12 protein-coding genes are annotated in these 14,168 nt (G+C 48.1%); 8 read left to right on the top strand and 4 right to left on the bottom strand.

Annotated elements, in window-relative coordinates; translation table 11 throughout:
* Positions 1–121 precede the first annotated feature (121 nt).
* From G8759_RS05070 to G8759_RS05090, 5 genes are all read left to right on the top strand, one after another.
* Complete coding sequence (locus tag G8759_RS05070) at positions 122–1,831, top strand: CsgG/HfaB family protein (protein WP_167205822.1); 1,710 nt, start codon at positions 122–124, stop codon at positions 1,829–1,831.
* A 111-nt stretch (positions 1,832–1,942) separates the two neighbouring features.
* Positions 1,943–2,896, top strand: a complete 954-nt coding sequence (locus G8759_RS05075; RefSeq protein WP_167205824.1) for a DUF5050 domain-containing protein — start codon at positions 1,943–1,945, stop codon at positions 2,894–2,896.
* 35 nt (positions 2,897–2,931) lie between these two features.
* A complete protein-coding gene (locus tag G8759_RS05080; RefSeq protein ID WP_167205826.1) occupies positions 2,932–3,522 on the top strand; it encodes a porin family protein in 591 nt (196 codons plus the stop codon).
* A gap of 96 nt (positions 3,523–3,618) precedes the next feature.
* The gene (locus tag G8759_RS05085; RefSeq protein ID WP_167205828.1) at positions 3,619–5,832 is read left to right on the top strand and encodes a T9SS type A sorting domain-containing protein; all 2,214 of its coding nucleotides are present in this window, start codon (positions 3,619–3,621) and stop codon (positions 5,830–5,832) included.
* Between the two features lie 20 nt (positions 5,833–5,852).
* Positions 5,853–6,296 carry a hypothetical protein gene (locus G8759_RS05090; protein WP_232074136.1) on the top strand — a complete coding sequence of 148 codons (444 nt, stop codon included), beginning with the start codon at positions 5,853–5,855 and terminating at the stop codon, positions 6,294–6,296.
* Between the two features lie 74 nt (positions 6,297–6,370).
* Here G8759_RS05090 and G8759_RS05095 read toward each other — a convergent pair whose 3' ends face one another.
* Together G8759_RS05095 and G8759_RS05100 are read right to left on the bottom strand one after the other, a co-directional pair.
* A complete protein-coding gene (locus G8759_RS05095; protein WP_167205829.1) occupies positions 6,371–7,276 on the bottom strand; it encodes a prohibitin family protein in 906 nt (301 codons plus the stop codon).
* Between the two features lie 346 nt (positions 7,277–7,622).
* On the bottom strand, positions 7,623–8,063 hold the full coding sequence (locus G8759_RS05100; RefSeq protein ID WP_167205831.1) for a DUF1573 domain-containing protein: 441 nt from the start codon (positions 8,061–8,063) through the stop codon (positions 7,623–7,625).
* Positions 8,064–8,305: 242 nt separating this feature from the next.
* On the opposite strand from G8759_RS05100, the gene G8759_RS05105 reads away from it, so the two are divergent.
* The 3 genes from G8759_RS05105 to G8759_RS05115 are packed head-to-tail and all read left to right on the top strand — an operon-like array spanning position 8,306 to position 12,783.
* Positions 8,306–10,714, top strand: a complete 2,409-nt coding sequence (locus G8759_RS05105) for an alpha-ketoacid dehydrogenase subunit alpha/beta (RefSeq protein WP_167205833.1) — start codon at positions 8,306–8,308, stop codon at positions 10,712–10,714.
* 43 nt (positions 10,715–10,757) lie between these two features.
* Positions 10,758–12,218: a 4Fe-4S dicluster domain-containing protein gene (locus G8759_RS05110; RefSeq protein WP_167205835.1), complete on the top strand. Its 1,461-nt coding sequence runs from the start codon at positions 10,758–10,760 to the stop codon at positions 12,216–12,218.
* Between the two features lie 22 nt (positions 12,219–12,240).
* Complete coding sequence (locus G8759_RS05115; protein WP_167218713.1) at positions 12,241–12,783, top strand: NADH-quinone oxidoreductase subunit J family protein; 543 nt, start codon at positions 12,241–12,243, stop codon at positions 12,781–12,783.
* 71 nt (positions 12,784–12,854) lie between these two features.
* On the opposite strand, the gene G8759_RS05120 is transcribed toward G8759_RS05115, so the two are convergent.
* Complete coding sequence (locus G8759_RS05120; protein WP_197933093.1) at positions 12,855–13,703, bottom strand: TPM domain-containing protein; 849 nt, start codon at positions 13,701–13,703, stop codon at positions 12,855–12,857.
* Complete coding sequence (locus tag G8759_RS05125; protein WP_167205837.1) at positions 13,684–14,121, bottom strand: TPM domain-containing protein; 438 nt, start codon at positions 14,119–14,121, stop codon at positions 13,684–13,686. The genes G8759_RS05120 and G8759_RS05125 overlap by 20 nt, the downstream gene beginning before the upstream one ends.
* Positions 14,122–14,168 lie beyond the last annotated feature (47 nt).

A 14,168-nucleotide genomic window follows, 5' to 3' on the forward strand; every position in this document is an offset into this window, starting at 1 on the left:
TACTTCTACAATTCACTGTTACCTCGGTCAGCTGGCAGGCATAAAGAATTAAAAGCCAGTTAGCAGATTCTCTCGGAGAGCTGGCCACCGATAACCTACTCACAATCAAAGACTATATTTTATGGTAAAACTAATACGCAATGGTTGGCTGGTACTCCCGCTTCTGATGCTGCTGACCAGCCCTTTAGCCGCTCAGAAAACACCTGAGATTACGCTCGAAAAAGTCGCTGAAAAATGCAAAGGACTTGCCCGCGACAAACGGGTGGTGGTGAAAGTGGCCCGCTTTAATGTATCGACCAAATCGGCCCAGGCTAATTCAACATTTGGCGATGAGTTAGCCACGATGCTGACCTCGGCTATTCAGCAGACCAACTGCTTCCGAGTTATGGAAATGAACCGCAATGTGGGTGATGCTACGGGTGAAATGGCTTTTGGTCAGGACGGTTTTACGGATGGCTCTGGTCCACAGGCTGGTAAAATGGTTGGAGCACAGCTAGTTGTGACAGGCGAAGTGACTGACTTTACCGAAGGGAATAAATCGACACAGGTTGGCGGCTTCAATTTTGGCGGCAATACGGCAACGCTAGGATTTACGCTGAAGCTGCTCAATCCACAAACAGGCGAACTGCTTTTCAGTCGCGACATCAACATGAAAGGTAATTCGTCGGGTTTTCGGGGTATGAAACTCGGTGGAGCGAATGGCCTGGCAATTGGGGGCTCTACCGAGAACCGTGCTGTGCAGGATGCTGTCCAGAAGGCCATTATCAAGGCTGTTGAGGTCATGTCGGATGCCAAAGATCAGATTGAAATGCCTGAGCCGATGAAACCGAAGGAAATCAAACGGTACACGGCCCAAAACTGTCAGATGCTCCGAAATGGCTCACCTAAAGTGATTATTCTGGTAACAGAAGCGACGACTGCCGGTACCGCCCGCGACAATACGACGACGGATCTGAATCGGCGTGAGCGCGAAATAGCACTCCGGGAACGGGAAGCGAATGTAGGCCTGGCGAGTGAGGTGGTTAAGGGAATATTTGGTGGCCGCAATCGGGACGCGAAAAAAGAAGAACCAGCCAGTCGGCAGACAGCCTCGTCGGCGGTGTTTAAACCCGTCGTGATCGAGCAATCGGCTACCGAGACAGAGTTAATTCGCCAGTTTGTCGAAGCGGGTTTCCGCGTCGTTGATCCCAAAATCTACGGAAAGATGCGACAGGTCGCTGACTCGTCAGCTGATCTGGCAGCTATGGCATCGCTCGGTCTGAAAATGGGTGCTAACATCATCGTTACAGGGCAAACGATTTCAGAACGTACCAACTCGCAGGGAGGAATGGTTTCTTGCCGGGCCCGGCTCGAAATTCGGGCCATCGCTACTGAAGACGGGTCGATTCTGGCGACGAATGCTGTGGCAGGTGGTGGTATTGATGTGTCTGAAGCGATTGCCAATAAAATTGCGATTCGGAATGCATCCGAGAACATGACACAGTATCTGCTCGAACGGTTGTGTTCCATGAACGTGCAGTTTGCAAGCGCTGGCGGTGGTGGTAAATCTACGGCAAGCCCGGCTGCCATTGCTTCCGTACCAGCAGCGGCTGTGACCGATATCGATATTGCCAATACCAGTTACGCGAAACTTACCGCGGTGGCCGAGTTCCTGAAGAAAAACTCCAAAGTAAAAGCTGTCCAGAAAAACCTGAAAGGCAGCGATGGTGTGCTTCATATTGAACACCTGGGCACAACCGATGAGCTGGTTGATCAACTCAGCAAAAATCCGGCAATCAAATTTGATGTCGTGAGCCTGGAAACGGGCAAGGCCAGCCTGAAAATGAATTGAATCGCTCTTGTTGCAACGCTTTCCGTTTCTACCACACCATAAAAGCCCCACAGCCATAAAGGCTATGGTGACGTGGGGCCATTTTTCTCAATTTACTTGATTTTACTTGTCATGAACATCCGAAAGGCACTATTGATTTTCCTGATTCTGGGCTCATTCTCTGGAATCGTATACGCGCAAAAATCGTCGATGGTAATAGCACCAACGGGTAATGCGGAAGGGCTCATCCGGGAAACCGTTGATGCCGGGCAGGAATTTTATCCGCGCATTAGCCCTGATGGAAAACTGCTGCTGTATAATAGCCTGGAAAAGACCACCTATTTCACACTCTCGGAGACCGGCAATCTGATGGCCAAGACGGATAAAAAACTCCGGATTATCAAGAAGGAAATTGGCTCCCCGGTTACGAACCCACTGGTTACCGATGCGGCTTATCCGACCTGGATGCCAAACAATTCCGGTATTCTTTTCTCTTACGTCAAACCGGTGCGTGCGGTCATTGTTCGTTCCAGCCTGGCCGGTGTTGGCCTGAACTATGTGTCGCAGGGCGAAATGGGAGAAGATGATGCTGAGCCTGTTATCACGCGGGACATGAGCAAAATTTACTTCACAACGATTATGGGACGAAGCCGGATGATCTGCTCAATGGATGCGAAAGGCGGCAATTTCACGGTCTTAACCGAAGGTGGACACCTGGCGCTTAATCCGAATGATAATACAAAAATTATTTACAACGCCCGAGTTGGCAAAGTTGTGCAGGTGTTTACGATGGACCTTAAAACAGGCCAGAAAGCCCAGCTCACCAATGGCGACTACAATAACAAGGATGGCGCTTTCTCGACGGATGGGAAATACATCGCTTTCGTCAGTAACCGCGAAAATCCAAAAAAGAGAAATCACCACCTCTATGTCATGAAAGTGGAAGGTACCGATCTGATTCAGCTTACGCAGGGCGATACGGATGAGGGCGACCCCTGCTTTGGGCCGGATGGCACCGTGTATTTCTATTCCAATGCGGATAAAAATTATAATATCTGGAAAGTGAAACCCCGCTATACGCGTTAATCCACCCCGTTTTTACCTTCAAACCAATCGATCAAATGAAAAAAATACTGCTTCTAACCACATCGCTGATCTGCTTTCACCTGTCGACTTATGCTCAGCTTCGTTTTGGGCTGACCGGCGGCCTGCAAACATCTAAGTTACAGGTAAGTGCATCCGGCCTCAGCGTCAATACCAGTGGTTTATTTGGTGTTCACGTGGGTGGTGTTGCCGAATATACCGTTAACGACAACTTCTTCATTCGGCCAGAGTTACTGTTCAGTTTTAAAGGAGGAACCCTAAGTGATGGTTTTGACAAATACAGAACGAGCCTGACTTATCTCGAAGTACCCATTCAGGCCGTCTATAAATACGAGGTAGGTAATGGCAAGCTGGTTGGCGGTATTGGACCTTACTTAGGCTTTTTACTGGGTGGCATGGATGATGATGAACGGATTGAAGTGGGTACGGACGTGAAAGCACTCGATGCCGGACTGCGTCTGTTGGGCGGTTATGAACTGACCGAAAAGAATCTGATGCTTAACCTGTTCTATAATGTGGGCTTAGCCAATATCAACCCCAGCTCTAGGGGAAAGCTTAAAAACAGCACGTTTGGCCTATCAGTCACGTACTTTCTGGGCGAACGATAGCCGGTTATGTGCCTGAAAACTCACCTGGCCTGATCGGATTCGGCTATTTTTTCTGTAGGAATGTTTACTTACAACTTCTATCCATAGCATTTTTGTATGAATCGACTTTTCACTCTACTCATTGGGCTATTGAGCCTTGCCTACCAGCCAGGCTGGGGCCAAACGACCGAAACGGAGCCTAACAACTCATTTACGCAAGCCAATTCTATCGCGTTGGACAATGAAATTCAGGCTTCTTTGCCTTCGGGCGATATTGATTATTTTAAAGTAACCATATCGACACCAGGAGTCCTGAATGTAGCCGTCGAAAAAGTACCAAAGGATATAAACATTGCTATTGAAATATTCAACGCCAGTACGGTCAGGCTAGCAAGTGAAGGGTCTAGAGGTTATGGCTTTAGCTCCTATGCCGATGCTCAGGTATGTGCTCCAGGTACATATTATGTGGTTGTGGCTGGCAATTATAGCTCCAGCAAGGAGACATTTACGTTAAAGGCTACGCTTGATGTCACGGATGTATATGAATGTAACAATACGTTCCAGACGGCTACACCGGTCAAAAACGGCGATAAGCTTAGGATTGCTTTAAATGATGCTGAAGATGTTGATTACTTTAAGATTGACATCAAAAAGCCAGGTATCCTATATGCCGCAACCGAAAATATTCCCACTGAGTTTGGCACCTATTTGCAGATCTATAATAGTGCTACGCAGTCTTTAGAACAATGGTCTTCCGGTAATGGCGCGAATGGATACATTGATTATACTATCTGTGATCCAGGAATATATTATGTTGTAGTCGCTCGAAATAACTACACAACGTATAGCCCAAAACTATTCGACTTTCGCATTGGTATTGACACCGCAGATGTGTATGAGTGCAACAACGCATTTACAACAGCGAAAGAAATAAAAAGTGGCCAGAAATTGAAAATTCAAATGGCCGACGAAGATGACGCTGACTACTTTAAAATCAATGTAACAAAACCTGGACTCCTATACGTAGCTGCCGAGAATATACCTAAGGAGTTTGGGGTCTATATGCAAATTTTCGACCCTGCTAATCGTGAAATCAGGCGTGTATCAGGCAATTCAGGCCAAAATGCTTACATGGACAAAAGTGTTTGTGGTGTAGGTACATATTATGTGGTGATAAGTCGAAACAACTACACAAATTATAGTTATGATCTTTTTGATTTAGTGGTGCTGCATGATACTACAGATGCATATGAATGTAACAACACGTTCACAGAAGCTAAGTCGATTTCAATTGCAAAGCCCATTAAGGCTACGTTGGCTGACGCTGAAGATGTCGATTTTTTCAAATTCACAGTTGATACGCGGACTACATTAATTGTTAAAATGTTGGATATTCCGGCGCAGGTTAGTTCGACAGTCCGTATCTATAATGCGTCCCAGAGCCAAATTCTACAGGCATTCAGTAATAATGAAAAAAGCCTGGTAGTCAATCGAAATGCCTACGACCCCGGAGTCTACTATATTCGTGTCGAACGAAACAGTAATGCATATAGCTATAATCCATATACACTGGAAGTAGCCCGAGATACTGTATTGCCGCCCAAATTAGCTGCCAATGTGTTAAGTATTTGCCCCGGCGGGGAAGTAATTCTGACTGCTAGTGAGTGTACTGGTACCGTAAGGTGGTCAACCAGTCAGACCGGACTAACGATTACGGTAAAACCGACAGCAGCGACGAGTTACACCGCGGTTTGTGAAGATGGAGGTCGGACTAGCAAGCCATCGACTCCATTGACAATTTCTATCAAACCAGTGCCGACCGCAACGGCATCGGCTAGCAGTAGTGGTAATTATTACGAAACCCAGACTATTCAACTGTCGGCTACCGGGGGCGGGACTTATCTCTGGCAGGGGCCTAATAACTATTCATCGAGTGTACAGAATCCTTCCATTGCGAATGCAAAAGCCGGTATGTCGGGCGACTATGTAGTTAAAGTGACAAATACCGAGAGCTGTACGGCTAGTGCCAGCGTGAAGGTGACGGTTTCACTCATTACGGGTATCGAACCCGACGCCGATGGCATTGGGCTAACTGTATCGCCTAATCCCATATCGGAAGAATGTACCATTAAGCTCGTACTTGATAAGCCCGCTCCCGCGATGGTGCGATTACTCAGTACGGCAGGTAAAGAAGTACGGCAATGGGAGTCGAACAAGTCCACACGTTTTCATGAAGCCACTTTTAGGCTAGCTGACCTGCCTGCTGGGTTATACATCATACAGGTAAAGGCTAATGACAAAACAGCAAGTGAAAAAGTACTCAAAAACTGACTATCTACCCCATTTTCCTAATGAAAACATACATGCTTTTACTAAGTATATTGGTTGTCAGCCTATTTGGCTGCGGTACGAAAGAACCTGAAAAGTCACTTTCAGAACGTATTCGGCAAGTATGGACGGTCAATATTGTCAAAGAAAACAGCACAACCGTCTATACAAAAGGAGCGTCAAGCAATCCTAAACCGGGTTATGGCCAATTCAAACTCGACCTCACTCAGGAAAAGACCGTTCGACTCACTGAAGTTGACAACAACACATTTGTGGGAACATGGACCCTGTCGGCTGATAATACGAAATTGACGCTTAGCGATCTGAATCCTCAGCCCTCAGGGAGTAATGGCACTATTGAGTATACCGTCGACAGCGACGCGAGCGAAACCGCCCTTAACTTGAATCGGCTGTCTCAAAACCTTAAAACGGGTGGTGTTAATACGCGCTATGAATTGACCAAGTAGAGCTGTGGCTGTTCTATCCACATGACGATCAGCTTTAATATCCTCTCGGAGAGGATATTAAAGCTGATCGTCAATTAGTTATCGTTCAGAATTAGGGGAACATTGCCCCGGCCGCCCATAATCACGATTTTGGCATTAGGCGATGCCGCCAGTTCACGCTGGGCCTTTATCTGTTCATACTGCAATTGCTTGTCGGATAGCCCTGTCGAAAGAATTTTCTGATAGTCGGCTATACCCTGTGCTTCAACGCGTTTTCGTTCAGCTTCCTGCCGTTCTTTCTGAAGTACGAACTGCATTTTCTGGGCATCCTGCTCGGCATTGATTTTTGACTCGATGGTTTTTTTGACGGAAGTAGGCAGGTCAATATTACGAATTAGCAACTGTTCCAGCATGAGTCCCCGTTTTCTGAAATCTACCTCAATTGTTTTGTAAATACGGGTTTGAAACTCATCGCGCCGGGTCGAATACAAGGCCACCGCATCATAATAAACGGCGTTGTCGCGAATACGGGTACGTGTGATTGGCCGAACAATTTTGTCCATATAATCGGTACCAATCTCACTGTAAATCTTTGGCGCATTGGCGGGTACTAACCGATACAGAACTGTCAGATCAATAACTACTTCCAGCCCATCAGCCGTTAAGACACGAATGGCATCATCACCTTGTTTTGCACCTTCATCGTTTGTTGCCGACATGGTGTAATTCTGTGTTTTAATGTCAAATTCTGTAACAGTAGCGACCGGATTGACAAAACTCAATCCCGAATTCAGTGTACGATCGCTTACATTACCAAACAGCGAGATGACACCGACCTGACCAGCGTCAATCTGACGGATGCTCGATGTAAGCAGACCAAGCACGATTAAAATAATACCGGCCACCTTGAGTGGGCGGGCAAAGCGCGAAAATGTTAGCGCAGGCGTATTGATGGCAAACCCGGCAATAAGCGCGAAGATGCCCAGAATAAAAAAGAACATGATTATTGGGTAGATTAAGACAAGTACTGACTGGTGGCATACTATTGAAAATAGTGCCGGTTAAGGGCTTCCCGAAAAGAAAAGAGCTGCATAAAATGACTCCTGTAAAGAGTGAAGCAATCAGCCAAATTTATCGGCGCTGGGGCGGAGTCATGAGAATGGATCTACTTGAAGAACAGGCTAAAAGTAGATGATTAAGGCAAGGAAACCAAGGAGTTATACAGGAATGGAAACAGGGTCTGGCAGTTGGCTGCGGGCTAGGATAAACAAAAGAAGAGGGCACAAAAAAAGCATCCGGTAAACAACCAGATGCCTTTCTTGACCACACTATTAACCCTTCAGCGTGTTAGCGTGATTTTTTCTTGTCTTTGCCAACTGGAGCGACAGCAGGCGTTGCTACTGTCTGAGCGTCTTTCTGGGCAACGACTTCACCTTTCAGATAAAGAACTGTCTGGCCACCTTCTGCGTTGCTGGTTACCGTTACCGATTTGTTGAACGGCCCGGCAGCAGCGGCATTGAACGTAGCCGATACACTACCCGTTTTGCCCGGCATTACTGGTTCGCGGGTCCAGCTCGGCTTGGTGCAGCCACAAGAAGCGGTAGCATCGTTGATAACGACAGGATCAGTACCAGCGTTTTTGAACTCAAACACGTAGGTAACTGGTTTGCCTTGTTCAACTTTACCGAAGTCATGAGTTTCTTTGGCGAATTTCAGGACTCCCTTCTGCGCGTAGCCAACTGCGACGAACACAAATAAAGCTACGAAAAGTGAAAAAAACTTTTTCATTGGACTAAACGGAATTATGGTTTGGTTGTTTAAGTAAGATACTTACTAATCAATTCCAGAGCAAAGAGTCTGCCAAAGGCTAACTGCTTGTTGTTGACTTAACAAAGAAACAGAAAAAATCGTTTTTTTGAAAGCTGGCTTGTTTTGCTTTAAATTTACTTTCTCATGACGCTTGGATGACCCAGGTCACCCACTTCATCTAAAAAACTAAATGTTGGACGCTTTCAACCCGTAGCTCTGCTGTGATAGCAAACGAACAACTCCGCTCGACTGATATTCTGACTCGCGAAAAAATCCTATCTGATTATCGAATGGCTTGCGAAAGCCGCCAGGTAAGCTTATTGGGCCGTCGTGATGTTATGGGCGGTCGGGCGAAATTCGGAATCTTCGGCGATGGCAAGGAATTGGCGCAGCTCGCAGCCGCCAGTGCTTTTCGTCAGGGTGATTTTCGATCGGGTTATTATCGCGACCAAACCTTTGTGGCCGCACTGGGTGAGCTTCGCTGGACGGAATTTTTCGCCCAGTTATATGCTCATACCGATATCGAGGCAGAACCCAGCACGGCGGGCCGGTCTATGAATGGCCATTTTGCTACGCGCTGGCTCGACGAACAGGGGTTGTGGCGTAATCAAACGGAATTGTTTAATTCGGTTTGCGACATTGCCCCAACAGCAGGCCAGATTCCACGGTCGCTCGGCCTGGCTTATGCATCCAAACTTTTCCGGAATAACGATGCCCTGCATAACCTGACAAATTTTTCGCATAACGGCGATGAGGTCGTATTTGCCACGATCGGCGATGCTTCTACGTCGCAGGGAATGTTCTGGGAAACCATGAATGCGGCTGGCGTATTGCAGGTGCCGTTATTGATGTCGGTCTGGGATGATGGCTATGGCATTTCGGTACCCGTCGAATACCAGACAACCAAGGGCAGTATTTCAAAAGCGTTAGCTGGTTTTCAGCGTGAAAGTCAGGATGAAAAAGGCATCGAAATTTTTACCGTAAAAGGCTGGGATTACGTTGCCTTGCTGGAAACCTACCAGCAGGCTGCCCGGATTTGCCGGGAAGAACATGTTCCGGTACTGGTTCATGTACAGGAACTTACTCAGCCTCAGGGTCATTCATCATCCGGATCACACGAACGCTATAAATCAAAAGAACGGTTATCGTGGGAAACCGAACACGACTGTAATCGAACGTTCCGCCAGTGGATTCTTAAAAACGGCTATGCATCTCACGACGAGCTCGAAGCTATTGAAGTAGAGGCCCGGCAGACAGCTAAAAAAGCGCGTACCGATTCCTGGCATGCCTTTGAACAGTCGATGAAAGGAGATTTCGATTCGGCCATTGTATTATTACAACAAGTTGCGCGCCATAATCCGAAGTCAGCTGAATTGATGGCCATTCGGGAGGAGCTACGCAAAACCGTTAATCCCCTTCGCCGGGATGCTGTTGCCGCTATTCGAAAGGCGCAACGATTGCTTCGAAATGATACGGGCGCTTCCCGTTCTCATCTGAAAGCCTGGTTAGAGCGAACAAAGGAGGAGAATGCCGACCGTTACAATTCTTATTTATATAGTCATTCACCTGAGTCGCCCATGCTGGTAGAACCCCTACCAGCGCATTATACCGACGATTCGATAGGAGTGGACGGTTATATTCTGATGCAGCGGTATTTTGAGAGTCTGTTTGAACGGGATGCGCGCGTAGTGGCTCTTGGCGAAGATGTTGGCCTGATTGGCGACGTCAATCAGGGCTTCGCCGGTTTACAGGAAAAATTCGGTGAAGTTCGGATTACCGATACGGGCATTCGTGAAACGACCATCATCGGACAGGGTATTGGCCTTGCCATGCGTGGTTTACGGCCTATCGTCGAAATTCAGTACTTCGATTATATTTTCTATGCGCTGGCAACGCTCACAGACGATCTGGCAACGCTGCTTTACCGAACAAAGGGTGGTCAAAAGGCTCCGCTCATTATCCGGACTCGTGGACATAGGCTGGAAGGAATCTGGCATTCCGGATCACCACTGGGTGCCATGCTCGGTAGCCTGCGTGGTATTCATGTACTGGTGCCTCGCAATATGACGCAAGCCGCCGGTTTTTACAATACACTCATCAAAGGCGACGATCCGGCACTGCTAATCGAATGCCTGAATGGCTATCGGCTCAAAGAAAAAGTCCCCGATAATCTGGCTGAATTCTGTGTGCCGCTGGGGGTACCGGATGTATTACGAAGTGGTACTGACGTTACCGTGGTTACCTACGGTTCAATGTGCCGTATTGTGCTGGAGGCCGCCGGGCAGCTAGCCGAAATGGGGGTAAGTATTGAGGTGATCGACGTACAAACCTTGTTGCCATTTGATGTTCATCATTCCATTGTCGACTCCATAAAGAAGACCAACCGGGTTATATTTGCCGATGAAGATGTGCCTGGTGGTGCATCGGCCTACATGATGCAACAGGTCGTGGAGGGGCAAAACGCCTATCGCTACCTGGACTCTGTGCCCAGAACAATTTCGGCAAAAGCACACCGACCACCGTATGGGTCAGATGGCGATTATTTTTCAAAACCGAACGTTGATGATATCATTGACGTGGCTTATGCAATTATGAGTGAGTGCGAACCGGATCGGTTTCCGCCTATCTAGCGAATGAATGATCGGCCAGGATGCCGGCTTTCGCTCTTTAAAAATGGCTTATTTCAACGATATAAAAGCGGGTATCCGAACTACGCTCAAGGGTCTGAGTCTAACGTTCAGGCACATACGTAATGCAACGCATCGCCGAACGGCCGAGGGTATTGCAGAGGCTACTTATTTTGACCAGCAAAATGGTCTTGTTACGCTTCAATACCCCCACGAGCAGCTTCCCATTCCCGACAATGGCCGCTATCGACTCCGTAATGAAATCGATGATTGTATTGTCTGCGACAAGTGCGCTAAAGTCTGTCCCGTCGATTGCATCACGATCGACGCCATCAAAGCAACGGAAGAGGTTGGCCGGGCATCAGATGGTTCACCGATTCGGCTGTATGCTGCCACATTCGATATCGATATGGCCAAATGCTGCTATTGCGGCCTTTGCACGGTTGTTTGCCCGACCGAATGCCTGACAATGGACAAAAAGTTTGATTATAGTGAGTTTGAGCTTGGAAAGTTAACCTATGAGTTTGCCAATCTGACAACGGAAGAAGCAGACGAGAAGCGGAATTTATACGAACTGTTTCTACGGGAAAAAGAAGAACAGAAAGCCGCTCAGGCTGTGGCAAAAGCCGCGTCTCAACCATCAACCGCTCAACCGGCCAACAAACCTAAACCAGCATTTCGGCCAACTCCTAAACCAATAGCTACTCCGCCATCTTCTGAGCCTGCCAATGCTTCGGGGGCATCTATGGACCATCCATTAACCGATGCTACACCCGATGAAATGCAGCATATTGCACAGGGAGGCCTTGAGTCAATGAAACATCCTGTATTCCGCCCCGCTAAAAGGCCAGCAGGCCCTACAACTGGTGTTCCGGAAGAAGCGGATAGTGATGAACCCACAAAGGAATCTACAACTGCACAGGAATCGACGGAAACTGCACCGAAGCCAAAGGTGGCTTCCGGTGGCTTCCGCCCGACAATGAAACCGGCTAAATCCACCACTACCGATTCGGCTGAAAAGTCAGATTTACTGGAGTCGGGAGAGCCGCCCAAACCTAAACCGGTCTTTCGGCCAACCATGAAACCACCCAAGCCGGTAACGGATGATTCGGCAACAACTTCTGAGCCTCAACCGACCAGCGAAGAACCAATTACTGAAGCCAAACCTCGCCCGGTTTTCCGCCCGACGATGAAGCCCAAAACGGCTCAGTCTGGAGCGGCTCCAATTGGTCCCGAGAACCAACCGGCTATCGATAAACCAGTTGACGAAACTCCCGAAATGCCAGAGCCAGCTACCCAAAAGCCTAAGCCCGTTTTCCGACCGACGATGAAACCGAAACCCAGTCAGCCAGCTGCTGAGCCGGAGGAAGGAGAAAAAACGACAGCGACTGCGGATAGCACTCCAGTTACTGAAACGCCCAAGCCCAAACCTGTTTTTCGGCCAACGATGAAACCCAAAGCACCACCATCAACCCCACCGTCGAACGACGATGGAAAATCAGCTTAACCAGAAAAATTCCGACGAATTAGTGATTCAGATAGCTTTTTATGGATTTTCTGCTCTGACATTAGGCGGGGCACTAGCGGTCCTATTAACCCGTAACGTTCTCTATGCCGCCTTTTTTCTATTATTGACCTTGTTGGGTGTTGCTGGGATCTTTGTGTTAGCGAGTGCCGATTTTCTGGCTGTAGCACAGATCATGATTTATGTTGGGGGGGTATTGGTATTGGTGATTTTTGGCGTCATGCTTACCCATAAAGCAGTATCCCCAACCGAGACAAACAGCCAGTCATCAAACCGCATACCAGCCTTGAATCGGGCCGGTGCCTATTCATGGTTAATAGCACTCGTGACCGCTGGACTGCTATTTGTTGCTCTCTATACGTTATTGGCCCGCGCTAATTTTACCTTACTGGAGCGTCCTGTAGGCTGGCAGACAACGATTGGCACGATCGGCAAGCAACTCATGACAGAGTATGTTGTCCCTTTTGAAATCGTTGGAATTTTATTGCTGGCTGCCTTGGTTGGGGCTACTTATCTCGCAGCCCCACTTGGGAAAAAAGGCAATTAAAGAGACAGGATTAGTAAGGTCAGTTGGCTAGATTTATTTCCCCTAATCACGTTAAGGACCGGGACACGACGCTAGTAGTCTCCTCCGGCACCACCACCACCAAAACTACCACCGCCAAAACCACCGAAGTCACTACCACCTCCGCTGCCACCGCTGCTCCATCCACCCCCCGAACTACCCCAGCCTGAAGTTGGGAAAAAGACCGGTGGGAAAAAGCCGCCACCGCGATTACGGTTACTGCCTCCGCCACTCCGACGAGAAATAACGAGGATAATCACGAAGATGATAACGGCCCAAATAAGGAATTCACCCCAGCCATCCCCATCAGACTGCTTCGGTTCGGCGTCATATTCACCACTCGCGCGCTTGATGATTTCGGTTGTTGCAGCATCTAACCCCTGGTAATACTGTTCCTGTTTAAAGGCCGGGGCAATCGTATTGGTAATAATTCGTTTGGCAATAGCGTCGGGAATAGCGCCTTCAAGGCCATATCCGGGTGCAATGAAGACTTTGCGGGTTTGGGTTGCCCAGGCAATCACCAGCCCGTTGTTTTTGCCCTGCTGACCAACGCCCCACTTACGACCTACCTGAAACGCAAAGTCGCCAATCGGATAAGGTTCAGTTGTTTTAACAATAACAATGGTGATCTGCGTCGATGTCGAGTCATTATAGGTGCGCAGTTTCTGCTCTAGCTGAGCCCGTTCGTTACTGCTCAAAATACCAGCAAAGTCATTAACCAGCCGTGGCGGATTTGGTTTATTGGGAATGGCCGTGTTAGCCTCATCAGTTGCCGTATCCTGCGCCAGCAGATTACCCGGTAACGCCAGGCAAAACAGCAGGATTACCAGGCCAATGAACTGAATCGATCGGTATTGAAGGGTGGGTATGTTCACGGATGTGTCAATCAAACGAAATTTCATCGGCGAGTTCGTTGGTATCGGTTTCGCCGTCATATGGAAAGTACTGCTTTAACTGTTGTCCAGCTTTTTCAATTCCCCGGCTCAATCCTTCAACATAATGCCCGCTAGCAAAATGGCTTCGAATCAGGTCTTTCGTACTTTCCCAGAAATCGGCAGGGACTTTGTCATTGATTCCTTTATCGCCTACCACCGCAAACTTTCGGTCAGCGTGGGCCAGATAAAATAGGACCCCGTTTTGTTCTTTAGTCTGGTGCATACCCAATTGGGCAAATACGGCAATAGCGCGCTGAACAGGGTCGGCAGTAGCACAGTGCGGCTCAACGTGTACCCGGATTTCACCCGATGTTGCCTTTTCGGCTTCCCGGATGGCGTTAACAATACGTTGCTGATCCTCAGGAGTAAATGGATTCGTTTGCATGGGCATGGGGCCTGGAGCATATAGGCATGAGCACAGAGTAAAGCTTT

The sequence above is a fragment of the Spirosoma aureum genome (genome assembly GCF_011604685.1).
GTDB lineage: Bacteria > Bacteroidota > Bacteroidia > Cytophagales > Spirosomataceae > Spirosoma > Spirosoma aureum.